The sequence below is a fragment of the Paenibacillus sp. FSL R7-0297 genome (genome assembly GCF_038009025.1).
Taxonomy (GTDB): domain Bacteria; phylum Bacillota; class Bacilli; order Paenibacillales; family Paenibacillaceae; genus Paenibacillus_AQ.
On the sequence record NZ_JBBPAQ010000001.1, the window covers coordinates 7,034,977 to 7,059,505 of the forward strand.

Annotated in this window: 24 protein-coding genes and 1 pseudogene; 7 read left to right on the forward strand and 18 right to left on the reverse strand. The window is 53.0% G+C overall.

Translation table 11 applies throughout. The annotated features are described in order from the left end of the window. Nucleotides 1–37 precede the first annotated feature (37 nt). Nucleotides 38–1,498 (forward strand): sensor histidine kinase, encoded by a 1,461-nt coding sequence (locus tag MKZ24_RS30415; RefSeq protein WP_042233490.1) that lies wholly within the window; start codon nt 38–40, stop codon nt 1,496–1,498. Then, the gene (locus MKZ24_RS30420) at nt 1,476–2,171 is read left to right on the forward strand and encodes a response regulator transcription factor (protein ID WP_042233488.1); all 696 of its coding nucleotides are present in this window, start codon (nt 1,476–1,478) and stop codon (nt 2,169–2,171) included. The genes MKZ24_RS30415 and MKZ24_RS30420 overlap by 23 nt, the downstream gene beginning before the upstream one ends. A 103-nt stretch (nt 2,172–2,274) precedes the next feature. Here MKZ24_RS30420 and MKZ24_RS30425 read toward each other — a convergent pair whose 3' ends face one another. Further along, complete coding sequence (locus MKZ24_RS30425; protein WP_340789538.1) at nt 2,275–3,555, reverse strand: glycoside hydrolase family 27 protein; 1,281 nt, start codon at nt 3,553–3,555, stop codon at nt 2,275–2,277. Between the two features lie 298 nt (nt 3,556–3,853). On the opposite strand from MKZ24_RS30425, the gene MKZ24_RS30430 reads away from it, so the two are divergent. Continuing rightward, nucleotides 3,854–4,486 carry a CPBP family intramembrane glutamic endopeptidase gene (locus MKZ24_RS30430; protein WP_042233483.1) on the forward strand — a complete coding sequence of 211 codons (633 nt, stop codon included), beginning with the start codon at nt 3,854–3,856 and terminating at the stop codon, nt 4,484–4,486. Between the two features lie 42 nt (nt 4,487–4,528). Here the strand turns inward: MKZ24_RS30430 and MKZ24_RS30435 are convergent, their stop codons facing one another. Continuing rightward, a complete protein-coding gene (locus MKZ24_RS30435) occupies nt 4,529–5,158 on the reverse strand; it encodes a YfbR-like 5'-deoxynucleotidase (protein ID WP_042233482.1) in 630 nt (209 codons plus the stop codon). A 301-nt stretch (nt 5,159–5,459) separates the two neighbouring features. On the opposite strand from MKZ24_RS30435, the gene MKZ24_RS30440 reads away from it, so the two are divergent. Then, entirely contained in the window at nt 5,460–5,675 is a 216-nt protein-coding gene (locus MKZ24_RS30440; protein WP_042211185.1) for a PspC domain-containing protein, read from the forward strand. Nucleotides 5,676–5,723: 48 nt separating this feature from the next. Next, nucleotides 5,724–6,392 (forward strand): PspA/IM30 family protein, encoded by a 669-nt coding sequence (locus tag MKZ24_RS30445; protein WP_340789543.1) that lies wholly within the window; start codon nt 5,724–5,726, stop codon nt 6,390–6,392. Between the two features lie 113 nt (nt 6,393–6,505). Here the strand turns inward: MKZ24_RS30445 and MKZ24_RS30450 are convergent, their stop codons facing one another. From MKZ24_RS30450 to MKZ24_RS30505, 12 genes are all read right to left on the reverse strand, one after another. After that, nucleotides 6,506–7,738 (reverse strand): M20 metallopeptidase family protein, encoded by a 1,233-nt coding sequence (locus MKZ24_RS30450; protein WP_340790246.1) that lies wholly within the window; start codon nt 7,736–7,738, stop codon nt 6,506–6,508. A 5-nt stretch (nt 7,739–7,743) separates the two neighbouring features. Next, a complete protein-coding gene (locus tag MKZ24_RS30455) occupies nt 7,744–9,081 on the reverse strand; it encodes an LLM class flavin-dependent oxidoreductase (protein ID WP_042233476.1) in 1,338 nt (445 codons plus the stop codon). Nucleotides 9,082–9,110: 29 nt separating this feature from the next. Then, complete coding sequence (locus tag MKZ24_RS30460; protein WP_042233474.1) at nt 9,111–9,602, reverse strand: DinB family protein; 492 nt, start codon at nt 9,600–9,602, stop codon at nt 9,111–9,113. Then, the gene (solA, locus tag MKZ24_RS30465) at nt 9,599–10,780 is read right to left on the reverse strand and encodes an N-methyl-L-tryptophan oxidase (RefSeq protein WP_340790248.1); all 1,182 of its coding nucleotides are present in this window, start codon (nt 10,778–10,780) and stop codon (nt 9,599–9,601) included. Before solA ends, MKZ24_RS30460 begins: the two co-directional genes overlap by 4 nt. Next, nucleotides 10,773–11,972: an amidohydrolase gene (locus tag MKZ24_RS30470; protein WP_042233472.1), complete on the reverse strand. Its 1,200-nt coding sequence runs from the start codon at nt 11,970–11,972 to the stop codon at nt 10,773–10,775. The genes solA and MKZ24_RS30470 overlap by 8 nt, the downstream gene beginning before the upstream one ends. Further along, on the reverse strand, nt 11,969–12,991 hold the full coding sequence (locus MKZ24_RS30475; protein ID WP_042233470.1) for an LLM class flavin-dependent oxidoreductase: 1,023 nt from the start codon (nt 12,989–12,991) through the stop codon (nt 11,969–11,971). Before MKZ24_RS30475 ends, MKZ24_RS30470 begins: the two co-directional genes overlap by 4 nt. An 11-nt stretch (nt 12,992–13,002) precedes the next feature. Then, nucleotides 13,003–13,755: an amino acid ABC transporter ATP-binding protein gene (locus MKZ24_RS30480; RefSeq protein WP_042233468.1), complete on the reverse strand. Its 753-nt coding sequence runs from the start codon at nt 13,753–13,755 to the stop codon at nt 13,003–13,005. Continuing rightward, nucleotides 13,752–14,462 (reverse strand): amino acid ABC transporter permease, encoded by a 711-nt coding sequence (locus MKZ24_RS30485; protein ID WP_039301120.1) that lies wholly within the window; start codon nt 14,460–14,462, stop codon nt 13,752–13,754. Before MKZ24_RS30485 ends, MKZ24_RS30480 begins: the two co-directional genes overlap by 4 nt. After that, complete coding sequence (locus MKZ24_RS30490; RefSeq protein ID WP_042233466.1) at nt 14,462–15,244, reverse strand: amino acid ABC transporter permease; 783 nt, start codon at nt 15,242–15,244, stop codon at nt 14,462–14,464. The genes MKZ24_RS30485 and MKZ24_RS30490 overlap by 1 nt, the downstream gene beginning before the upstream one ends. Nucleotides 15,245–15,279: 35 nt before the next feature. Then, on the reverse strand, nt 15,280–16,161 hold the full coding sequence (locus MKZ24_RS30495; protein WP_042233464.1) for a transporter substrate-binding domain-containing protein: 882 nt from the start codon (nt 16,159–16,161) through the stop codon (nt 15,280–15,282). Then, the gene (locus tag MKZ24_RS30500; protein ID WP_042233463.1) at nt 16,158–16,682 is read right to left on the reverse strand and encodes a GNAT family N-acetyltransferase; all 525 of its coding nucleotides are present in this window, start codon (nt 16,680–16,682) and stop codon (nt 16,158–16,160) included. Before MKZ24_RS30500 ends, MKZ24_RS30495 begins: the two co-directional genes overlap by 4 nt. A gap of 111 nt (nt 16,683–16,793) precedes the next feature. Further along, nucleotides 16,794–17,690, reverse strand: coding sequence for a LysR family transcriptional regulator (locus MKZ24_RS30505; RefSeq protein ID WP_042233461.1), 897 nt, complete (start codon nt 17,688–17,690; stop codon nt 16,794–16,796). 280 nt (nt 17,691–17,970) lie between these two features. On the opposite strand from MKZ24_RS30505, the gene MKZ24_RS30510 reads away from it, so the two are divergent. After that, nucleotides 17,971–18,555, forward strand: coding sequence for a GNAT family N-acetyltransferase (locus MKZ24_RS30510; RefSeq protein WP_340789549.1), 585 nt, complete (start codon nt 17,971–17,973; stop codon nt 18,553–18,555). A 413-nt stretch (nt 18,556–18,968) separates the two neighbouring features. Here MKZ24_RS30510 and MKZ24_RS30515 read toward each other — a convergent pair whose 3' ends face one another. The 3 genes and pseudogenes from MKZ24_RS30515 to MKZ24_RS30525 form a co-directional block, all read right to left on the reverse strand. Then, nucleotides 18,969–20,099: an IS4 family transposase gene (locus MKZ24_RS30515; protein ID WP_340782655.1), complete on the reverse strand. Its 1,131-nt coding sequence runs from the start codon at nt 20,097–20,099 to the stop codon at nt 18,969–18,971. A 326-nt stretch (nt 20,100–20,425) separates the two neighbouring features. Continuing rightward, nucleotides 20,426–21,091: a vWA domain-containing protein gene (locus tag MKZ24_RS30520; protein WP_340790249.1), complete on the reverse strand. Its 666-nt coding sequence runs from the start codon at nt 21,089–21,091 to the stop codon at nt 20,426–20,428. Nucleotides 21,092–21,292: 201 nt separating this feature from the next. After that, nucleotides 21,293–21,766: pseudogene (locus MKZ24_RS30525) on the reverse strand (TerD family protein); the annotation flags it as partial. A 142-nt stretch (nt 21,767–21,908) separates the two neighbouring features. On the opposite strand from MKZ24_RS30525, the gene MKZ24_RS30530 reads away from it, so the two are divergent. Continuing rightward, nucleotides 21,909–23,303, forward strand: a complete 1,395-nt coding sequence (locus MKZ24_RS30530) for a TerD family protein (protein ID WP_340789551.1) — start codon at nt 21,909–21,911, stop codon at nt 23,301–23,303. A gap of 90 nt (nt 23,304–23,393) precedes the next feature. On the opposite strand, the gene MKZ24_RS30535 is transcribed toward MKZ24_RS30530, so the two are convergent. Continuing rightward, nucleotides 23,394–24,350: a 3'-5' exoribonuclease YhaM family protein gene (locus MKZ24_RS30535; protein WP_340789554.1), complete on the reverse strand. Its 957-nt coding sequence runs from the start codon at nt 24,348–24,350 to the stop codon at nt 23,394–23,396. Between the last annotated feature and the right edge of the window lie 179 nt (nt 24,351–24,529).

Genomic DNA, 24,529 nt, shown 5'->3' on the forward strand with positions numbered 1-24,529 from the left:
AAATATACGAGAAAATGTCGACAGGAAGGAACCGGGTATGACCATTAAGCGGCGCTTGTTCATCTCAAATATCCTTATGATTGTAATACCGGTATGTATTTCCCTGATCATTGCTTTTGTTGGTGTGGCACTTCTTTTTCAAGTATCGAAGCAGGATAAGCAAGGCCCGTTCTATACCGGATACGATGATTTGATTCAGCTGTCCACGAAGCTGCTTGAGGACAGCAGAGACGGGAATCAGGAACAAACCACACGTAAGATCGAAGATATATTGCAGAGAGACGGGTTGAGTCTCGTTATTTATTCCTCAACGAAAAGTCTGTTCAGCTTTGGCCTCCTTGAGGGCGGGCAGACAGACAAGCTGCTGCAGGCGATTTGGGCCATGGATGGAGAGGGTTTTGCTTCCGTCAAGGACCAGGAGGTCTATGCAGAACAACTGCGGGTTGGCGGCAGAGCATATACCGTTTGCATTTTCAGCACGGCAACCAACTACGATAACGGGAAGGTCACTCCAGCTATGGTTACCTTCATTATTGTGATCACCCTGGGGATCATCGCCACTATTATTTTGACGAATCAATTTCTAACCCGGTTTGTATTCAAACGGATCAAGCAGCCCCTGGATACTTTGGCAGAGGGAGTTCATCAGATCAGGGACGGCAATCTCGATGTTAGAATTCACTACGAGAATAAGGATGAATTCGCTCCCGTTTGTGAAGATTTTAATGACATGGCCCTACGCCTTAAGGAGTCTCAGCGGCTGATTCAGAAGCAGGATGAGAGCCGCAGGGAGCTGCTTGCCGGTATCTCGCATGATCTCCGTTCTCCGCTGACCTCGGTCCGGGCGTATTCAGAGGGTCTGCTGGATGGTGTGGCCACAACCCCTGAATCCCAGAAGAAATATATTCACATGATCAAGACTAAAGCTGAGGATATTGACCGGATGGTGGGTAAAATCTTTCTTTTCTCCAAAATGGATCTGGGGGATTATCCTTATGAACCGGAGGTCCTGGAAGTCAATCAAGAGCTTCTCTCCTTAATTAAAGCTACTGCCGAAGAATATAGAGAGAAAGGGCTGGATGTAATCATTGCTGCTCTGGCTCAAGATGTGCATATCTTTGCCGATCCGGCGCAGCTGAGCAGTATCTTCTTCAATATCCTGGAGAATAGCTGGAAATATAAAATGAAAGAGCGTGTTCAAGTAACTATTCGTACCGAAGTTAAGGGAAGTGACATGTTTATCTACCTGGAGGATAATGGACCCGGCGTGCCGGAGAATGCGCTTGATAAGCTGTTTGATGTGTTCTACCGCAGCGATCCTTCGCGCAACAACCCTACCAAGGGCAGTGGATTAGGGCTTGCAATAACCGCAAAAGCAGTCAGCCGGATGGGCGGCAGTATTCACGCTAAACCCTCTCTTGAAGGAGGCTTGTGCATCATCATCCAATTGCCAGTGCTGGATAAAGGGGCTAACTATGACAAAAATATTAATCATTGAAGATGACAGTGCGATCGCATCCATTGAGCGTGACTACCTGGAAATTAATCAATTCTCCGTGGAGGTCGCGGAAGACGGGATCACCGGGATCGAGCTGGCACTCTCAGGACAATTCCAGCTTATTCTGCTCGATCTGATGCTGCCTGGGGAAGATGGCTTCTCGGTTTGCCGCAAGCTCAGAGGCCAATTGGATATTCCTATCCTTATGGTTACTGCCAAGCAGGAGGATATCGATAAAATCCGCGGGCTTGGGCTAGGCGCGGATGATTATATCGTCAAGCCCTTTTCACCAAGTGAGCTGGTGGCCCGGGTCAAATCCAATTTAGCTCAATATTCGCGCCTCAAGGGCGGGAACGGGTTGACAGCCCAGAGCAGCAGCATCGAAATCGGTCCATTCGTGATCCACACCTTATCTCACAGAGCCTATCTTCATGGCCGGGAGCTGGAGTTGAAGAAAAAGGAATTCGACCTTCTGCATTTCCTGGCTATCCATGCTGACATCGTGTTCAGCAGAGATTCCTTGTATGAGCGCATATGGGGCTTCGATGCCATGGGGGATAATGCCACAGTAGCTGTTCATATCAACAGGCTGCGCGACAAGATCGAACAGGACCCCGGCAATCCGAAGTATATTCAGACTGTATGGGGAGCGGGGTACCGTTTTCAAGTGTAAAGTTGCTGCGGCAGGACAGATATAGAAGCAGGACGTCAGCTATAATGCTAATGTACTGCTTCTACTTTTATATGTCACTGTCGCTATATTATCGAGGTATATCTCACCTCGCCGAAACTCTGAACAACGCTGCTCCATGCGGCGGAATAGCTGAACTCAGCGTATCTTCGAGCGGACCTGTCTGCTTCCCGGTCCATAGTTCCTTGGCGTTAACCCTGCCCACTATTCCCAAATCGGCAATAGATATGGATACCTCCGCCAGTGACTCCCCTGTGTTGAATAAGGCTACGAACCGCTCTCCTTCAGGTCCTTCGGCTAACCACACTACCCTATCACCGGTACGGCTGATCTGGCGGGCATTACAGCTGTGGCGGTGCATATTCAGTACATCCTGGTTAGTCAGTAGTGACAGTGTCCATTCATCGTTGTCACGCATCTCGCCTCCGAACATCAGCGGCGAACGGAAAAGGGTCCATAATGTCATCATCGTTACTTGCTCGTCCTTCGTGAAGTTTGTCCAGCGGTCATGCTGTACACCGCGTATTCCAATACGCCCAAGCGGCAGCATATCACAATCCGGCCAGCAGCCGGGTTTAGGCCGGCCTTCCCAAGTGGAACAGCGGTCGAACATATCCAGCAGGAGCGGCCAGCGGTCCCAGAAATCATCCGTCATTCTCCATACATTCGCGTGGTTCTCCAAGAATTCCGCATGCTTCACAGGTGCAGGTCCCGGCGACAGGCTCAGCACAATACTGCGGCCAGTATGGTCAATGGCTTTGCGGATCAGCTCGATCTCAGCCAGATGCGGGCCGCCATGCAGCCAGGAATCTGCGATGTCATCCACCTTGATGTAATCGACATCCCATGAAGCGTACAGCTCGAATAAAGAATTGTAATATTCCTGCGCACCTTCCTTAGAAGCATCCACACCATACATATCCGTGTTCCAGCCGCAGAAGGAACAGGTATGCGCGATATCGCGTGCTGTCACCGCTGTTCCCTTAATAGGTGTATTGTCGTGAACCGCCTGCCGGGGAATACCACGCATAATATGAATTCCGAACTTGAGGCCTAGACTATGCACATAATCTGCAAGCGGCTTAAATCCAAGGCCGCCTTCTGCCGAAGGGAAACGGTTCACCGCTGGGATCAGCCGGGAATAGCCATCTGTCTCCAGACGGACAAAAGGACGGTATTGGTCCGACACTGCCCCAGGCTCATACCACTGAATATCAACCACAATATATTCCCAGCCATGCTCCTTCAGGTTGCGGGCCATATAATCGGCATTTCCCCGCACTTCCGCCTCTGTCACTGAAGCACCATAGCAATCCCAGCTGTTCCAGCCCATTGGCGGAGTAGGGGCAAATTCCCTATGATTCATAAGTTAATGTAACCTCCATTTGTGAATGAATTGTATTTTATTGTGGATACAGAATCATTGTATCGGCTATCCTTCTCTGATTCCACCGTAAAATTGATTCACAAATAGCACAAAATTGCTGTCTAATATAACGCACCATTCTTATTTTTCCTTTATCGTAGCATTTCATCCGAACTTCCCGCCGTAACATTCATCTCCTTCATTATTGTAATATATGTAATAGATTTCTAACTGCAAAGCTGCAAGAATCAGAAGAAGTTTTGAACACACTTTCACTTTCACCGGAGGGTAATCACTTATGCTGTTACTGGAATCATTCGCTATTGCTATGCTGCTGTCTTTTTCATACAAGATATTCGAGGGAATACTGGGAGTTGTCTCTAAGCAGCAAGCACGATTTACCATTTATTATTGGGGAGCCGCCATGATTGGGGTAAGTGTTCTCTGGAACAACAGCTATACGTTCAACGCTCCACAGCAAGTGATGAAGGTGCTTCCGTTATTCCTTGTCATTCTGCTTGTGAACCTGATCATCTCAAGAACCTCCGGCTATTCTCCTGCGGGAACCTATAATACAATCAACTTCGTCCTTGCCTTCCCTGTCTTTGAAGAGATTGCCTTCAGAGGACTTATCCTACCCGTACTTGCGCGCCATCCGGCACTCGGTCAGCTGCATTCCAATTCCATCATCGATATAAGCTGGGCTATTCTCCTAACCTCGCTGCTGTTCGCGGTGTCCCATTTGCAGTATTACAGGCTGAACCGCGAGAGCGTCAGGTTTATGCTCTTTGCTTTTACCGGAGGGATCTTCTTTGGGTTATTCGCACAGGTGACTGGCTCCCTCCTGCTGACGATTCCGCTGCATATCGCTTTTAACGGATCGGCCGTGCTGTATGCCCGGGCTTACGCAAGCAAGCACCTTCAGGCCTGACGTATTTCTATATGTATATATGAAAAAAGAGCCACAGCTCATCTACAGAGCCAGCGCCTCTTCCGTAATTCTTTTAATATCAATGGAGGACAGTGTTTCTTCATTCACCATATCCGGCAGAATTTCTGCCAGGAAGTAATCCACACATCTCAGCTCAATGTTCTTGATCTTGATCAGGGCATTGCGGTACATCACCACAAATTCCTTCTCCGTGTTCCCTCTTTGCAGCTCGGCAAAAGCTTCATATACCTGATCCATTTTGTCGGCAACCTCCAGAATCAAGCCTTCAATCGACTCGTCCTTGCCCTCGCGCAGCTGATGGTAGAAGGTGCTTTTGAACTCATCCGGGATATGCTCCTTGATGAAGTTGTCGATCATGCCCTCCTCAACCTGCTGAATCAGCGACCTTAGCTGGAGTGAGGAGTGCTTCACCGGCGTTTTGATGTCCCCGATAAAAATCTCTCCGTAATCATGGCTGCTCGTAATCTCGTACAGCTTCTTCCAGTCGATCACCGCACCGTGTTTCTCTTCAATATCAGCCAGTGTTTTGGCGTATTGTACGACCTTCCAGGAATGGGCCGCTACGCTGTGCTCCTCGAATTTGAATTTGCCCGGACAGCGGATAATGCGTTCCAGTTCGTTCAGAGAGCGAAAATACTTGTGAATCCCCATGAGGCCAGTCCTCCCGTATGTTTATGATAGGCTCCGCTAGAGTACAGTTTAATCCTCCAGTATTAACCCCGAATGAACAACAAGACCTCTTTGTGTAAAATCCGTGTTTTCCTGGATTCATCCGTATTTTCCCGACCTCTCCCCGTCCTATTGCGGTCAGCATCCCCGACTAAGGTCGGGAACAAAGAACAGTCTGCAGGCTGTTTTGCTGCGCGGGATTAATTCGTACAATACATACATAGACAACGCAGTGAACACGCCGCCAACCGGCGATCACCATATAAGAGAGGAAGATATTCATATGAAAAAATTATACCGTTCCGTAACTGACAGCAAACTTACAGGCTTATGCGGAGGATTGGCACGCTGGCTCAATGTTGACACTACCCTTGTTAGATTGCTCGTAGCCGCCGCTGCCGTATTTAGCTTCGGTACCGTCCTAGTCCTCTATGTCATCGGCAGTGTCATCGTGCCCAAAGAATCCTATGGCGGCTTCACTGACGGTTTCGACTACTAATCCTTCATTTCTGCTACACCCACCCCAACTAAAAAGGAGATCATAATCATGAGTATATTTCAAAGAATCACAACGTTAACCAAAGCAGCTATCCACGAGGGATTGAACAAACTGGAAGATCCGATGCTGCTTACCGGCCAGTATCTGCGGGATCTGGAGGATAAAATCACCGATGCCGAGAGCAAACAGCGTGAATTCAAAGCCGCTGCCAGTGTGCTGGAGCGCCGCATCTATGAATATCAGGTGCTTGCGGAGCGCAGCGAAGCGGAAGCTGTTCAAGCCATGAGTGAAGGCAATGAGCCGGCAGCCCGCGCTGCGGTAATGGCTAAACTGCGCTATACGGAGAGCGGACAGGAATGCACAGCCGGACTGCAGGAGACTCAGGCCACACTCGCCTCACTTGAGGTTCAACTGGCGAATGTGAAGGAAGAACATAAACGCCTCAAAGCCAAAAGAGCAGAGCTGGCGGAACGTGCCCGCAAAGCGGCAGAGATGAAGCAGGCGGCTCAAGCAAGCGCCTCTGGTTCCCCGGCCGGATGCCGTGGCCAGGTATTGAACGCCGGCAGCGCATCCCGCGGCTTCGAACGGATGGAGGACAAGATTGCCATGCAGGAAGCCCTTGCTGAGCAATCCGGACTGGCAGCAGCAGCAGCTCCTGAATCTCCGATGAATAGCGCGGTAGAGGCTGAGCTTGAGCGCCTGCGTAACCGCAAATAAGCTGACAGCGTGAGGTCAGCAACAACAAGGATGCCTCCCTTTTCATAAGGGCTGGCATCCTTTCTTTTGCTGATATACAATTTATCCAAATGTGTAATATACCTGATTTAATACTACTCAGCAGCAAGCCTCACCAATACTCTGGCGCCTTGTACCAGCACAGCCTCATCAATGTTGAACCGGGGCTGGTGAAGCGCATAGGTTATCCCCTGTTCCGCATTGCCGCAGCCGATAAAGGCAAACGCCCCGGGCACCTGATCGAGATACCAGCCGAAATCTTCCCCGGCCAGGCTCGGCTGCTCCAGCAGATACGCCTTCTCATCTCCCAGCACCTTGCGCGCTGCGCCGAGCATCCGCTGAACGGCCAAGCCGTCGTTCACCACGGCAATGCCTTCGCGCAGCTCCAGGCTGCTGCTGCCTCCATATGCCGAGGCTATCGCTGCAGCGTGGCGCTTCAGTCCTTCCGTAATCCGGCTGACGGTTGATTTCGTGAAGGCTCTGAAGGTGCCGGTCAGCTCACTGTGCTCAGCAATGACATTGATTGCTGTTCCAGCACGCAGTGTGCCGAAGGCCAGCACCGCTGCTTCCGACGGATTGATCCGATTGGCCATCAGCCCATTGGCTTCGGTCACAAACCGTGCCGCCATCTGTATAGCATCGACCGCTTCATGCGGTTCGCTGTGATGTCCGGCGGTGCCCCGGAATTTCACGGTGAAATGGCTTGAGGCCGCCATGGCATACCGGGGATGAATGCCCAGCCTACCAACGGCAAGCTCCGGCATCACATGCAGCGCATAACACTGGTCCACACCTTCCAGAATGCCGTCTTCGATCATATCCCTACCGCCGGAGAGCAGGTGCCCGTCCAGCGGACTCCGGCTTGCGCCTTCCTCCGACGGCTGAAAGACGAAGATCACCGTCCCGCTCAGCTGATGCCGGAATGCCGCCAGTGTCTGCGCGGCCCCGAGCAGCATCGCCGTATGGGCGTCATGCCCGCAGGCGTGCATAACACCAGGATTCCTGGACTTATAGTCCACCTCATTCAGCTCAGCAACCGGCAGCGCGTCCATATCCGCCCGCAGCAGAATTACCGGTCCGCTCCCTGCCGTTCCCCGCAGCGTCCCGGTGACTCCCCTCCCGAAATGCCGGCCCACATTCCGCCGCACTTCAATCCCCCATGACTCCAGGTGCGCAGCAACCTTGCCGGAAGTGCGGGCCACATCGTAGAGCAGCTCCGGATGGCTGTGCAGATCACGGCGGATCGCGATCAGCTCCGCCTCCAGCCCGCCGGCATACTTCATCATGGCTTCAAGATCCGGTTTCAGACGGTCTGCACCGGACTGCATTTGCGTCACACCTGCCCTGCCGGTTCAGAAGCCTTAGAGTAACGGTTCTCCGGCACTGGCAGTCCGAGATTGCCCCGCAGCGTATCGCTTTCGTATTCGGTGCGGAACAGTCCGCGTTCCTGCAGAATCGGAACGACCAGATCCACAAATTCCTCCAGCCCGTTCGGTACGGCGGCTGCCAGCATGAAGCCATCGGCTGCTCCGGCCTCGAACCAGGTCTGAATCTGATCAGCCACCTGCTCCGGCGTGCCGATGAAGCTGCTGCGAGGCGTAGCAGACTGCAAGGCTACCTGCCGCAGAGTTAAGCCCTGTTCTTTAGCATCCTTTTTGATTTTGTCCGTGCCGCTCTGGAAGCTGTTCCGGCCCAGATCACCGACATCCGGGAATGGCTCATCCAGCGGATACTGCGAGAAATCATGATGCTCGAAGAACCTGCCCAGATAGTTCAGCGCATTCTCGATCGTCACCAGACCGGCAACCTCCTGGTATTTGCGTTCCGCCTCCTCAGGGGTAGCTCCCAGAATCGGTGCTATTCCAGGGAAGATCAGCACTTCTTCGGGATTGCGCCCAAACGAAGCTACGCGGGTTTTCACATCCTTATAGAATTCCTGGGCAGACTTCAGCGTGTCATGACCCGTGAAGACGGCATCTGCTACACTCGAGGCATAATCTTTGCCGACCTCTGAGGACCCTGCCTGGAAAATAACCGGCTGTCCCTGCTTCGAGCGGGCGATATTCAGCGGTCCCTTCACAGAGAAGAATTCACCCTGGTGATCAAGCGTGTGCACTTTCCCCGGATCGAAGAAGACGCCCGTCTCCTTATTGCGGACAAATGCATCATCCTCCCATGAATCCCACAGCCCGCGCGCTACCTCCAGATATTCGGCGGCAATGCGGTACCGCTTGCCATGATCGGGATGCTCCTTCTTGCTGTAGTTAAGAGCTGAGCCTTCAAGCGGTGAGGTCACCACATTCCAGCCGGCCCGTCCGCCGCTGATGACATCCAGCGAGCCGAATTGCCGGGCCACAGTAAACGGTTCACTGTAGGAGGTGGACAGGGTACCTACCAGACCAATACGGCTGCTGACCGCCGCCAGTGCACTAAGAATCGTCAGCGGCTCGAAACGGTTGAGGAAATGAGGGATAGACTTCTCATTGATGAACAGACCATCTGCAATGAAGATCAGATCCAGCTTGCCTTCCTCCGCTTTGCGCACCCATTCCTTGTATAGCTCAAAGTTCACACTGGCATCAGGCTTCGCATCGGGATGACGCCACATGGAGGTGCTTCCTCCAACCCCGTGCAGCAGTGCTCCCAGCTTCAATTGTCTCGCTTTAGTCATGTTCATTCCTCCTCAAGGTTGTGTATTCATTACAAAGTGGCTTGCTGGGCAGAGAGACTGGCTTCTGCTCCCCGCTTGACCCGTTCGATCTGGGCCAGATGGTTCTGCACATGGGCGGTGAAGCTGCGGACGATATCGGCAATCCGGACGGTGTCTCCCTTGACATTAATCCCGCTTTTCTCCCATTCTGCGGCAGTCAGTCTTCCCAGCAGGAGACTATTGTAATGCAGCAGGCTGCGGAACAGCTCCAGGCTGTCTGTCGCCTTACCCAGATTGCTGTGCTGCCCGCTGACCCAGGCATCCTGATTGAATGCCGGAAGCTGCACCTTCGTATCCGCCAGAATATCACGGATACGGAAGGAGACCACAATGCTGTGATCAGCCAGATGTGACAGTACCTCGGTTACGCTCCAGCTGGCCGGCTCCGCCTTCCACTTCAGATGCTCATCGGATAAGCCTTCCAGTGCCTGCATCAATTGCCCGTGCGTATTCAAGTACTCTGTTAGCTCCACACTACTCATTCGATCTCCTCCAATATAAGTTTCGGTTGCGGCTGGTCAGGCCTGGTAGGGAAGCGTGACAGCACAAATGGCGCAATATTCTGCCTAGTATTTCCCTGTACAGCCAAATCTGCGAGGATCTCCCCGACCACGCTGGAGAATTTGAAGCCATGTCCCGAGAAGCCTCCGGCCAGCAGCACATTGCTGTAGGCCGGGTGGCGGTCAATAATGAAATCCTCATCCGGCGTATGCTCATATTTACAGACGGACCCTTTAAGCAGCTTCCCGGCTGCGCCAGGCATATAAGCCTCCAATACACGGCGAAGATCGTCTTCATCGCTCTCCAGACTGCCGAACGGTGCCAGCGGTTCGCCGGGCCTCCATTCCTCGCCTGTATCATGGCGGCCGATCTTCAGTCCAGCACCGCCGATGCTGGGGAAGCCGTAGAAGCCTCCTTCCTCAGCGCCCAGCGTGAAGCCTGGGAACTTCCCGGCCTCGAAGTCCGGCGTACTCCCAAACCAGCCCACTACCTTACGGACGGCCTTAATCGGCAGGCTGACGAAGGGTGATAATGAACTGAACCAGGCTCCAGCGCTGAGCACAGCAGCCGCCCCCTGATAATCGCCGTTCTTCGTATGAACGGTGACACTTCCTTCGCGGGCCGTTACATTCAGCACAGGTGTGTTCGTCAGCAGCTCTGCACCATGAGCCAGTGCCAGCTGCCGGTAGGCTGTTATGCACCGTTCACTGTAGAGGTAACCCGCATCCGGCTCATACATCGCCTCGAAGGATTCCGGAAGCTTCAGCGCCGGCCAGCGGCGGCGGATCTCCTCCGCATCCAGCTGCTCGGCCCGGACCTTCCGCTTACGCGCTTCCGCCAGGCGACCGGCGAAGGAATAGACGCCGCTGTCTGCCAGATTGAGCACGCCTGAAGGGACAAGCAACTCCGTCCCGCTCTCCGCTTCGGCCTCTTCCCATAGCACCTGGGCACGGAGCGCCAGGTCAATATAGGCCGGATCTCCGCTATAGGCATGCCGGATCAGCCGGGTCTCCCCGTGATGGCTGCCTTCGGTATGCGGCGGATCAAAGGCATCGATCAGCAGCGTCCTCACGCCGCGCCGGGCCAGATGATAACCCGCGCTCATTCCCATCGACCCTGCGCCAACAATGATCACGTCATATACGGGATGGTCAGCTATGATCCGCACCCCCTTCAGCCGCGAAATGCTCCAGCACCCGTACCGCCAGACTGCTGAAGAACCCGGCACCCACAGGCAGAGCCGCTTCGTCCAGATCGAACTTAGGGTGATGCCATTCCCGGCTTCCGGCCGTGCCGGTAAAGACAAATAAACCGGGAACCTCCCGCTGGTAGAAGGCGAAGTCCTCTCCGGCCGGTGATGGTACCGGCTTAACAGAGGTATAGCCAAGGTCCGCGGCCGTTTCTTCTCCAAGCCGGGCCAGCAGCGCGTCATTGATAACCGGCGGCGGTCCGCCGATCCAGCGCACGCTGGCTTCGGCACTCAGTGCGGCCGCAACACCAGTCACCACCTCTTCGAAGCGCTTCAGCACCCTGCCGCGCACCGCTTCGTCGAACGAACGTATCGTCCCTTCCAGCACCGCCGTTTCCGGGATGATATTCCACGAGTTCCCGCTGTGAATCTGCGTAACGCTGATGACGGCACTGTTCAGGCTGCTCACATTCCGGCTGACGATGGACTGCAGCGCCGTAACGATATGGGAAGCTGCTACGATGGGGTCTATACCGGCTTCCGGCACTGCCGCATGGGTTCCGAACCCGCGGATCTCCGCTATGAAGCCGTCAGCAGCTGCCATCAGCGGACCTTCCTTAATACCGATGGTCCCTACCGGCAGATCCGGCTTATTATGCATCCCGATGACCGCGCGGACATTATTCAGCCCTCCGGCAGCGATGATCTGCTGCGCGCCTTTTGCCTTCTCCTCGGCAGGCTGGAACAAGAAGCGGACCGTTCCCTTCAGGCTGCTCTCCTGATCCTTCAGCTGATAAACCGCCCCCAGCAGCGCCGCCGTATGGAAGTCATGGCCGCAGGCATGCATTCTGCCGGGAACCTGCGAGGCATAAGGCAATACGGTTTCTTCCTGAATCGGCAGTGCATCGATGTCGGCCCGCAAGGCAATCACCGGACCGCCCTGCAAGCCGCCGATTTCAGCAATCACTCCGGTCTTCAGCCCGTAATCTGCTATCTTCACGCCTACCTGCTTGAGCAGTGAGGTAATATATTTCGTAGTTTCATATTCTTCATTAGAGAGTTCAGGATGCCGATGCAGATGACGGCGGATCTGGGCCAGCCGCTCATTGAACGATAACCTGTTAACTGCCTGTGCAGCGGATTCCGCAGTTGTACTTGTCATGATGAGGCCTCCGCCGGAACCCCGGCGAGCGCTTCAGCCAGCAGCTCGAAGGAACGCAGCCGTTTGTCAAAGGGCTGCACATTGGTCGTGATAATAAACTCCTCCACCCCGGATGCCTCAGCCAACGCCAGCAGCTGCCCGCGGACACTTTCCTTCGTTCCTTTGGTAACCTCCGGCTCCCGTTCTTCCAGGGTGTAAGGCTCCGTGGTCTGGCGGGTGAACTCCTCCGCCTGCTCGCGGGTGGCCACCGTCAGCTTCTTCCCGCTGGCGAGTTGAATGCGGATCAGCTTATGCGCTCCGCCTAGCTCTTTGGCCTCCTCTTCCGTATCGGCCACGATTACAGCCAGCGCGATAATCACTTGCGGCTCCTTCCCGCTGCTGGTATTGAAGCCGCTGCGGTAAGCACGCACCGCTTCCAGGGCAACGGCCTGATCGCCGCCGATGAACAAAGAGAACACATACGGCAGCCCCAATTCCGCAGCGATTTCGGCACTGGCGACACTGGCCCCCAGTAAATACAGCTGCGGCGGAGTTCCGGGCAGCGGGCCAGCCTTCAGCCCGGTGAGCGGATGATCCTCCTCCAGCCGGTTATGTACATATTTCTCCAGCTCTATGATTTTATCGGTCAGTGAAGGAGCCTCGCCGCCTCCCTGCTGCAGCGCCTGCGTACTGCGCGGCAGCCCGCCGGGAGCACGCCCGACGCCCAGATCTACACGGCCCGGCGCCAGCGAAGCCAGCACGTTGAAGTTCTCAGCCACCTTATAAGGGCTGTAGTGCTGCAACATAATCCCGCCGGACCCGATGCGGATACTCTCAGTCTTGGCCAGCAGATGCGAGATCAGCACCTCCGGTGAAGAACCGGCCACCTGCTCGGAATCATGATGCTCGGATACCCAGAACCGGCGGAAGCCGAGACGCTCCGACAGCTGCGCCAGCTTGATGGTATGCTGAAAGGCCTCCTCCGGCGTCTCTCCCGGATAAATCGGGCTTTGATCCAAAACGCTGATTGTAATCGCCATAGTTATGCCTCCTAGATGGAATAGTTCAGCTCCGGCGTAATCCGCTTCAGGAACTGCTTCGTTCTTTCTTCACGCGGATGGTTGAACACCTCGGTGGGTGTGCCTTCTTCTACAATCACGCCGCCGTCCATGAACACCACATGGTTCGCCACATCGCGGGCAAAACCCATCTCATGCGTCACCACAATCATCGTTATCCCTTCTTTGGCAATCTTGCGGATCACCGCAAGCACTTCGCCAACCAGCTCCGGGTCGAGTGCAGAGGTCGGCTCATCGAACAGAATCACTTCCGGCTCCAGCGCCAGCGCCCGGGCAATGCCGACCCGCTGCTGCTGGCCGCCGGACAGCTGGCTTGGATAGGCATCCAGCTTGCTTGCTAAGCCGACCTTTTCCAGCAGTGCGATGCTTCTCTTCCGTGCTTCCTCCTTCGGAAGCTTCTTGACGATCAGCAGCCCTTCCATCACATTCTCCAGCGCCGTTTTGTGGCGGAACAGATTGTATTGCTGGAAGACCATGGCCGTTTTTTGCCGCAGCTGGTGAATATCCTTTTTGCGGGCATGCCGGCAGTCCAGCTTGAACTCACCGATCGAGATTTCGCCGCCGCTTGGCTTCTCCAGATAATTCACACAGCGCAGCAGGGTTGTTTTGCCGGAACCGCTGGGGCCGAGAATGACGACAACCTCCCCTTTGGACACCTTCAGATCAATATTGTTCAGTACCTGATGGCGCCCGAAAGACTTCGATATACGTTCCAGCTTAATCATGCGACTCCACCCCGGTTATACAGATTTATCCGTTTTTCGATCAGGGCGGTGGCCCGCTCAATGAGGAAGGTCAGCCCCCAGAAGATCAGCGCCGCCGCCAGATACGCCTCGAAGAATTTCCAGTTTGTCGAAGCTACGATTTGCGCCTGGGCATTGATATCCACGACCGATACGGTAAAAGCAAGCGTAGACCCGTGCAGCATTCCGATCACGGAATTCGACAGATTGGGCAGGCTCGCCGCCAGCGCCTGGGGGAATACGATCCGCCGGAGCGCCTGGGGAGTACTCATCCCTATGGAATGTGCAGCTTCGATCTGACCGCGGTCCACCGCCAGCAGGCCGGAACGGACCACCTCGGACATATAGGCTCCTGCTGTAATGGAGAAGGAAATGTAGGCGAAGCCGATCATCGGAATCGACACCGAGCGGAAGCTCCATCCGAACTGTACAGCAAGCCCGTCGATAATCATCGGCAGCCCGAAATAGATCAGCAGCAGATGAGTCAGCATCGGGGTGCCGCGGATGAAGGTGACATACCCCACCGCCAGCGGATACAGGACAGGTACTTTATAAATCCGGACCAGTGCCACCACAATTCCAATCGCGAAACCGGCCAATACTGAGACTACCGTGATATACAGCGTTGTAGGAATGGCACCCAGAATCTGCAGGAACGCCGTCCAGATAAACGATGGGTCCAGCTTCATTACGCGCCGCCTCCTTTACCCGGTCCCATGTCCGCAATGATATGGCGGTAGGACGCTTTTTTCTGCAGACTGAATTTCCGCTTCACCGGACTGCCCTGGTCTTCATGACGGAGTAACCGGCGTTCCGCCACCAGCAGCAGCTTCTCAATCGTAAAGCTAATCACGAGATAGATAAGTGCAAGTGCAATATAGGTTTCAATAAAATGCTGGGTCACGCTGCCCAAAGTCTGCGCCTTACCCGTCATCTCCATCACGCCCAGCGTGAACGCAAGCGAAGTATCCTTCAGCAGCGCAATGACCAGGTTCGAGAACACCGGAATGGCAATCCCCAGTGCCTGGGGCAATACGATCCGGGTAAAAGCCTGATAAGAGGTCATCCCCGTGGCGTAAGCCGCTTCCACCTGGCCTTTATCGACAGCCGTTACCGAAGCGCGGATCATCTCCGACATGAAAGCTCCCGTATGCAGGCCGTAGGTCAGAATTACGAATACCAGCACCGGCGTCCGCGTCATATCGAGATTTACCAGCTTCAGCACCTCGGGCAGACCGTAATAGAACAGGAACAATTGGATCAGAATCGGCGTCCCCCGGAAGAATGAGATGTACACCTCTGCGCAGGTCTTCAGGACCGGCACCTTGTAGAGGCGGGGAAGGGCAATGATAAATCCGACAATCACACCTGCCAGCAGCGAACAGGCTACGATCAGCAGTGTTGTGCTCAGCGTAGTCAGCAGCTTAGGCAGAAAAGAGAATACAAAACTAAGATCAAACGGTGCTCCCATCCTGCCCCTCCTTCTCCGCTATAACGGCAGCCTCATCATTGAACCGCGGATGTGGTGACGTCAGCCCCCAGCCACTGCGTACTTATTTTGCCCAGCGTGCCGTCTGCCTTCAGCTCTGCGACCACTCCGTCAATGGCATCCGACAGCTTCTGCGACGGGGCATCATCCTTGCGGAACACATACAGAATGTCAGCGGAGGACAGCTCAGCACCTACCGCCTGCAGCTTGCTCTGCGGATCAATAATCGGCAGTACGAAATCCGCAGCGAGCGTAGCATCCACACGGCCCGAATCAATCTGGCTCACCGTATCGTTGGCCGCACCGTTCTGATAGACAATTTTGATCGAATCCGCGCCGTGCTCCTTGTTGTAATTCTCGAGAATTTGCGCTTGTGCGCTGGTTGCGCCTGTCAGCACCTTTTTACCTTGCAGATCGTCCAGCGTCTGGATCGAATCATTGCCTTTGGCTACAATAATGCGGTTTCTCCAGTGGGCATAAGCTTCTTTGTTGAAAGAATACTTTTGCTCCCGCTCCGGGTTCTTCTCCATAACATGGGCTACCAGATCAATCTTCTTGGTCTCCAGGCTCAGCAGCAGATTGCTGAAGTCCATCGTCTGGAATTCGAAATCATACTCCGGCAGACGGCTGTCAATTTCCTTCAGCAGCTCTACATCGAACCCGGTCAGCTTGCCGTTCTCGTCAATGAAGCAGACATTCGGAAAAGCGGTGCCTGTGCCGACCACGATCTTGGTCACCTCTGCCGGTTCTGCGGCTGCAGTCGTTGCCTCCGCACTGGTCTGCGGTGCTGCTTCCGCCACATTCCCGCTGCTGCTGCTGTTCGCGCTGTTATTGCTGCCGCAGCCGGCGATCACCAGCGTCAATGCCAATGCAGTTGTGAGCGAAATGGTCTTTTTCATCTCTCTATCCCCTTTAGGTTGTAGTATGGTTGAGCGGTAAGTGTCTTTCTCATCAGATACATAATGCCGTCACCATTCTGTGCATCCAGCTCCAGAATCCGTTCATACCCCCGGCGTTCGTACATGGGAACCAGCCAGGGATGCTTCTGCGCCGTAGCCAGGGTTACAGCGGAAGCCCCCAGCTTGCCGTGAATAATATGCTCCTCCACCCAGTCGAGCAGCTTCCCGCCGTAACCTTTGCCGCTGCGCTCGGGATTCACTGCGAACCATTTCACAAAAGGCAGCTCGGTTACCGCCTTGACCTCTCCGCTCTTCGAGAGGGTGATCGTCGCCTCCACGTTGCCGTCGATCTCCAGCACATAACATTCATTGGTGGCGATGTTATCCTGAATTAGAGCCAAATCGGCGTTTGCCGCCGGCCAGTGCAGTCCAAGCTCGCGGATCAGCTGATAGGCACGATAGGTCACATCCAGCAGCTGCTGGGCATCCTTCTCTCCGGCCTGCCGGTATACCTCGCTCATTTCGTGCCCCCGTTTCTCAATTTATATAATTCATATCTGTTTAGTGGTGATTATATGCAATTAACTTTATCACTGCATGCAGCCATGCGCTAATAGAGTTTTTTAATACTGTTATACAAGAAGTCGATCCGGCTTGCTGCGGCCCACCGCCAGTTCCAGCAGCGACTCAATGAATTCCGCATTCTCCCCGTTCAGCGAGATCAGGCTGGTCCTCAGGGAAATCCCTTCCGTCTCGGCGACATCCACCCTGATCAGCGTTCCTGCCTCCACTTCCTCCTGCACACTGAGGGCCGGAAGGAAGCAAATCCCCGCTTGCCTCAGCACCAGCTTCTTGGCCGTCTCCAGATTATCCACCTGATACACAATGTCCGGCGGCTGCTCCATGCTCTCGAATACCCGGTGCAGGCGCATCCAGTCCAGCGAACCGCACTCGAAGAATACGAGAGTCTCCTCACGGATCTCCTGGATAGAGGCACGGCCCTGGCGGGCCAGCGGATGACCGGCATATACATACAGCGAGATCGGATCTTCACAGAAAGGGAACGACTGAATGGCCGGATTGACCACTTTGCGGATAAAAGCGAGATCAATCTCCTTCGCCTTCAGCTTCTCAATTAATGAATCGGTGGATGAGGTCGTCAGTTTAAAGTGGACCTGCGGATATTTCCGCTTCAGATGCAGCAGGAGCTGCGGCATCAGATAATTGGAGACCGACACCGTGCTGCCGATTCTCAGTTCATCCGGAATTTGGCCCTTGGACTGGATCTGATGTTTGCCGTTCTGGTAGACCTGCAAAATCTGCTGCGCGTAAGGAAGGAACTGGCGTCCTTTATCCGTAAGGTTAATCTGCTTGCCCAGCCGGTCGAATACTCTGCAGTCCAGCTCCCGTTCAAGCGACTGGATGCGAGCCGTTACTGTCGGCTGGGAGATGTAGAGTACATCTGCCGCTTTGTTGAAGCTTCCGTAGTGGTTGATGTAGACAAAGGCTTCAATGTTCTCGATATTCATGTGTAGTCCTCCTCCACAACTTTATTTAAATTAACTATTCCAATCGATTAACATGGAATTAATGCCGTACGTATGTATAGATTTTGTTTATATCTTAGTCACCGGCCCTTTTTTTGTCAACCGACTCATCGTGTAATATACAGCAAAAACCATTACATAGATCACAAAACCAGATAGAACTTTTCTATCTGTTAATCGGTTTTATTAAATTCCTCTTATGTTCGTCGGAATTGTGGATTATAATAAGCGTCACATCCCATTTCTGAACAGGAGGTACCCGATGAATCATTCCGCAGAAATTGTAATCCGTGAAGCCGCAGATGCTGACCGCGAGGCTATCGCAGGAGTTCTGCTTGAGGCTTACAGCGAATATTCAGCCGTGCTGCCCGAACCTTTTTGGGCGCAGTACCGCGACTCCATTCTCGATTCCGTCCATGGCATCGCTCCAGTCTCGCGGATTGTAGCGGAGCTGGATGGGCAGATCATAGGCAGTGTGCTGCTGTTCACCTCTTCAGAGGCCGCTTACGGCAGGCCGGAGCTGGGTATCCACACGCCAATCATCCGTCTGCTCGCTGTTTCTCCGGCTGTCCGTGGACGCGGGGTTGCCAGACTGCTGATCAGCGAGGCCGCCAGACAATCCATGCTGCTTGGAGCAGCCAGCCTGAATCTTCATACTTCAGATATGATGGTATCCGCGATCAAGCTGTACGAGAAGCTCGGCTTCCAGCGTGCTTATGAAACGGATATTAAGAACGGGGACACGCTGGTCAAAGGATACCGCCTGGAGCTGCCCGTCTCCGCGGGCCTGCAGACGCAACGAACCTCCACCTCCACAGCTGAGCGGAAACGTCCCGCCGTCCTTTAGGGGACGGTAACCGCTCCAGCGGGAATATAAGGATAAAGTATGCGGTGGTTGTGCTGAAAGAAACCCGCCTGCAGGATAAAACCCGAGCAGGAGTACTTAGCTGCGCTGATAGGCAGACTTTTATTTTGGGCAGGAGCCTATAGCTCCGTCCAGGCCGGGGGGTTTGGTTTATTTTAGCCGCTGATAGTAGTGGAGGTCCTGTGATTGTGATGGAGATATGCTAATTATGGTGGAGATCTGCCAATCATGGTGGAAATCCGGGATATTTAAAAAATCCTGCACAAAATACAACATTTTCCTCATAATCTCAGCCCTAATCCAAAATTGTTGTATAAAATACAGCATTCCTCCTCCTCTAAGCCGCTTAGCGGGAAAGATTGTTGTATTTCATACAGGCCTGTTGATTCCCCATATTATGGGATGGATATAATCCCCAAAACCCCTTTGTTCCTGAGCAGACTAAGTTGAACCTGCCACTCCAGCGGAAGACTAAATATACGCCAATGCTGCATAAATTCCCAAAGGGTCAGTTGAGCAAAGGCAGGCACGTTGGGGTGGATTTCATCATAAACGCGTTTCAGAAGCACATAGACAGCAAGGGCCACAAACAATTGGCTGTATACCGCATTTTCAGTGGTTCCAAATAGACATGGCACGTTCAGATGCTGTTTAATCCAGCGGAAAAAGACTTCAATTTCCCAGCGTGCCTTGTAGATTTCAGCGATCACATGAGCGGACTCTTTTCTCAAATCGGTCACGACCCGTACGACTTCACCCCGGTCATTTTCAAATTCTACGACCCGGTGGCGCTGAGCAGATTGGCACTTCCCTTGACCGATATAACAAGTAATATCACGAACAATTTTCGTTTCTCCCTCTGCGGGTCGCTGGAGTTCTCTTGGCTTCACCAAATGGAGATTGTCTTTGAGCCGAATCACAAACGACTGGCCCTGGAGCACATATTGATCCAATCTGCTGATTTTTCCATACGCCCGATCCTGTACCAAAATGTAGTCCGTATCGGCCAAGACTTCTCCAAACGGAGCGTCATTGCGCTTCGCGATCGATTCCTTCACGTTCAGGGGTGAACGCTGGCCATGCGAAAGAGCAACATGCAGCTTAATACCCCCTCTGAATTTTTTGTACGAGGCCCAAGGCATTCTAGAGTTCGCCGCCGTGACCGTAGTCGAGTCAATCAGCAAAAGATCTTTAGGAAGATTCAAATGCCGCCGGGTTTGGCGGTTACATTTCGTGACGAGCATTTGAAAGATACGTTTGAAGATTTCGTAAGGGACTTCACCGGCCTTGCCGGAAAGGGTGGAGTAATGAATTTCTGGCAAGTCAAAGCTTGGGCCTAATCGGGCACTCTGCCGGAATCCGTCCCATTTGTGGTAGCAGGCTTGGACAAAGTAATCGAGCAGCAACCCGACGGTCATTTTGGTTCCTCTATCCACGTAGTCCTTGGTTTGTCCGGTCACCATTTGGACTTCTTCCGGTGTTAACACTTGTTTGAAAACGGCTAAAAATGGGGTATATTTATTCATGAGGTCGCCTCATTTCGGTTTGGTTTGGTCGTACTTACCATTACCCGAAATGGCGGCCTTTTTCGTCCCTTTTTTTGGGAAATCAACACGCCTATATTTCATACAACAATCTTCCCAAACGCCCAACTATCTGCGAGTCAAAGTTGTAAAAAGTACAACAATAATGCCTATAAAGTGTGAAGGTCATCATTGGTGAGCGCTATAGTGGTAAATACGGCTATAGATAAACGCTATCCAGTGTGAGCGCCATACGGGTGAATACAGCTATGAATAAACGCTATCCAGCGTGAACACGATACAGGCGTACGCCATACTGGTGTTCGCTGCTAGAGAATCCGCTTCGCCTTCGCCGCCTTCAGCCACTGCGGGAATTCATTCAACAGCTGATCATAGAGCTGCTCGTCGTTCACTTCTTCTATGCGGTCCAGATGGATGAAGTTTGCGTTATCCACCAGCCTTCCGCCCATCGTGTCGAGCTTCTTCAGTACCTCGAAATCGGAATCACCGATCCCCACAAACTGCCAGAAGATCGGCAGCGCTGAAGACGCCATAATTACTTTTTGGGTTGGCTTCACTACGCCCCCGTCATTAATAAAGATAATGAAAACCGGAGTTGCATCCTTCTCCTCGCGTGTGTATTTCTGAATCACATCCTCCATCACCGGCGGCTCATTATTGCGTCCGAACTTATGGATTGAATCGTTATTCATAATATGATTGAAGACATAGCTCCCGAGATCTCGTTCCGTTACCGGCGGCAGCCTGCTGAATTCCGTATCATACACCCACACATCCAGTGAACCGTTGTCATCCAATTGACAGGCTACGGCCAGAATACGTTCCACCACTTCCTGCACGACACCGCTGGAATAGAGATTTCTCATGGAACCGGTGATGTCCAGTACAATTCCCACTCTGGCTTTTACATTGGTCAGCTGTTTTTTGACCAGGGTGAACCCGACTATTTTCTTGCGCAAATCTATGGATGACAGGACGTTGACATCGGCGGCCGGTGCAGTCTGCGGAAGGACGGTCTCCGCCGCCTCCAATACCGCCTCGAGCTTCTCCGTCTTCTCCAATAGTTCGGCTGTCGCTGCCGCTTCGTTGCCTGCCTCCGGTTCAACCTCAAGTCCATAGCTCTTGCAGAGCGCAGCCAATCCTCCGTTAAAACCGCTGCCGATCGCGCTGAATTTCCACTCTCCCTGATGACGGTACAACTCCCCGGCCACCACTGCTGTCTCGTCGGACAGATCCGTTCCATAATCGAAGCGGTATAATTCCTCACCGTTCTTCCGGTCCATTAGTGACAGCTGCAGTCCGGACAGTTCCTTCATCCGCAGATTCTGCTGCTCCCCCTCGTAGATCGTCAACGTCACCGCAATCCGGGCATATTGCTCCGGAATTCCGGATAATGAAATCAAGAGGCTCTCCTCGTTCTCCCCCTCTGTTGTATGACTTACCGTTCCATCCTTTGATACCGGATTACCATAGAATATGAAATCCTCGTCCCGTTCACACTGGTTCTGTCCGGACAACAAAAAAGCTGCTGCATCCACACTGATTCCGGCAAGCTCCGTATTCCAGCGTAACCGGATGGTTAGATCACGTACGCCCTTTCCCTTGGTGATATCTACTTTTTGGCCTTTTAAGAGCTGCAAGTTTCTCATCTCCCCGTTATAGCAGCATATTCCAGCAGTTCATAGATAAGGCATACCATATCCGCTGCATTTTGTACATTCTACTGGATTGTAATTCTCTCTGCGCTCCTTTAATATGAACCATATACATGATAGATAAGGGGCTTTACCTATGGATTTTACAGCAATAGACTTTGAAACAGCCAATTCCAGCCGCTCCAGCGCTTGCGCATTGGGGCTTGTTCAGGTTAGAAATGGTGTGGTCACCGCAGAATATGATTGGCTGATTGACCCGCGGCAGAGGTTCGACGGAATGAATATCGCAATACACGGAATTACGCCCTCGATGGTTAAAGGCAAACCGACCTTCGCAGAGCTGTGGCCCACGATTGAACCGCTGCTGCAAGGCGAGCTTGTGATTGCGCATAATGCTTCCTTCGATATGAGCGTTCTGCGTTATTGCCTGGATGATTCGTTATTCAGCTATCCGGATTTCAAATATATGTGTACCTACCTGCTGGGCAAAAAAATGCTTCAGGAGCTGCCCTCCCATAAACTGAATGTAGTCTCGGAGCATTTCGGCATTAGGCTGAAACACCATGATGCGCTGGATGATGCCAGAGCTTCGGCACTCATTCTATTGAAATTGATGGAGCAGTGGCAGCAGTTCGATCCCCTCCTCTTAGCCGGCAGCCAGGGCTACCAGGCAGGCACGATGTATGCGGGCGGATATACTGCCTTCAAGGCATCCCCCAAGAAAGCCGCCAAGAAACCGGCGGCCCCAAAGACTGCTGCAAAGACGGCAATTCCCGTAAGCCCGGCTGTACCGGATCGCGAAGCTCCCCTCGTATCCACACAGCGTCATGCTTCTTCTGCAGGTCTCCCGGCTGCAACACCGCCTGCCCCTGAAATTCAACCTGTACCCGAGCTGGTGAGAGGCCAGCGCGTGGATATCGGCAGCAAGCTCAGTGCTTCGAGAATTCTCTTGTCTGTGGAGTGGGATCCTACGCTTTCCGCCATGGAGCCGGACAACTCTGCTTTCCTGCTCCGGGAGACAGGACGCTGCGAACAGGATCAGGATTTTGTCTTCTATGGAAACATGGAAGACCCCAGCGGTTCTGTATTCTACTCGAAGCCTGCTCCAAACGCGGGACATCTGCATCTTCAACTGGCGAAGCTGCCTGCGTCCATTACGCGGGTCGCCTTGACCTTCACACTCTATGGGGAGGCTTCCGGCCAGAACCCGGGCCAGATCAATTACACCTCCGCCTCACTAATTGATTCCCAGTCGGGAACCAGGCTGGCCTCTTTTCCCTTTGGCCTGGGCTTAAGCCTTGAGACGGCAGTAGTCATAGGCGAATTCTACCGGTACAAGGACAAATGGAGATTTGTTGCCATTGGAGAGGGATTCCCGGGCGGACTCCGTGCCCTGTGTAATCATTATGGTCTTGAGGTGGAACCTCCTGAAGCTGCGGCTGAGTCTACAGCTGAATCAGCCGCAACAATAGAAACTGCAGAAATAGTACGAACAGCCGGCAGGATCCCTCCGTCTGCCCGCAAATCATAGAATTCATGCCCCTTATGGCATACACAAACACCCCCAAGCCGCAATCATGGCTTGGGGGTGTTGTTATCTCTTACGCGTTACAGCATAGCCTCAGATTTTCATCCGGTAAACCGCCTTATTCTCCAGTCCCCTGATGAACGGTGTCCATTCCTCCGTCTCGGGAGTAGTATCCAGCGCATCCTCCACCATCTGCAGCTTGGCATCCATGGCATCGATATGATGCAAGGCGACCGCTTCCGCTGTCTGGGGCTGGACCGGACTTCCCCATTCCCCCAGATTATGATGCGACAATACCAGATGCTGCAGTGCCAATACCTTCTCCGATTCCAGATCAATGCCGGTGCGGATAGCCGCTTCCGTAATCCAGCTCGACGCCATCGAAATATGCCCGATCAGCTTGCCCTGCACACTATAATCCGACACAATACCGAATTGCGAGATCATTTCTTCTGGTTTGGCAATATCGTGGAGGATAATTCCCGCTCTCATAAGATCAGGATTCAGGAACGGGCGCTGCTTGCACAGGAAATCCCCGATCTCCAGCATCCGCACCATATGATAAGCCAGTCCGGCAAAATAAGCATGATGATGCGTTTTGGCTGCAGGATAGTGCATCAGCTTCTCTTCCACTTTCCCCACACAGAAGGAAACGATCGATGCGACCTCCGGGTCGGTTATACTGGCCATTGCATTCTTAATTGTGTGGATCAGATCCACAGGACGCACAGGGGCTGAACGGATGAACTCGGTAAGCGACACGCCATCGGACTCATCCGCGAGTCTGATTTTGGTTATTTTGACCTGCAGCTTCTCCCGGTAAGTATGGGCAATCCCGCGGACCTTCACCAGGGCCATCGGGAAAAATGTTTCTTTATCCGTTACACTTACATCCCAATATTTAGCCGACAGCTGGCCGCTGGAATCACCAAGTACGATATCAAAATAATCCTTTGGAGGAGTACCGTTTGTCTGTTTTAGCACTAGTTCCCTAAGCAGATAGAAGCCGGTGAATTCATCCTGTGGGGATAGCTGTTTAATTAATGTCATGAGGAGCCTCCTATTACTTACAGGCTTTGAACCTGCGGTGTATATTAAAGTTTAGACATTCACATCCGAAATCCCTTTAAATTACTATACGATATCCATTCTTAATTATGTCCATTCCCCCTTGCAGCCTGTTCGTGCAAAAATAAAAAAGGGATGTCCCCAACCATTTGCATGGTCAA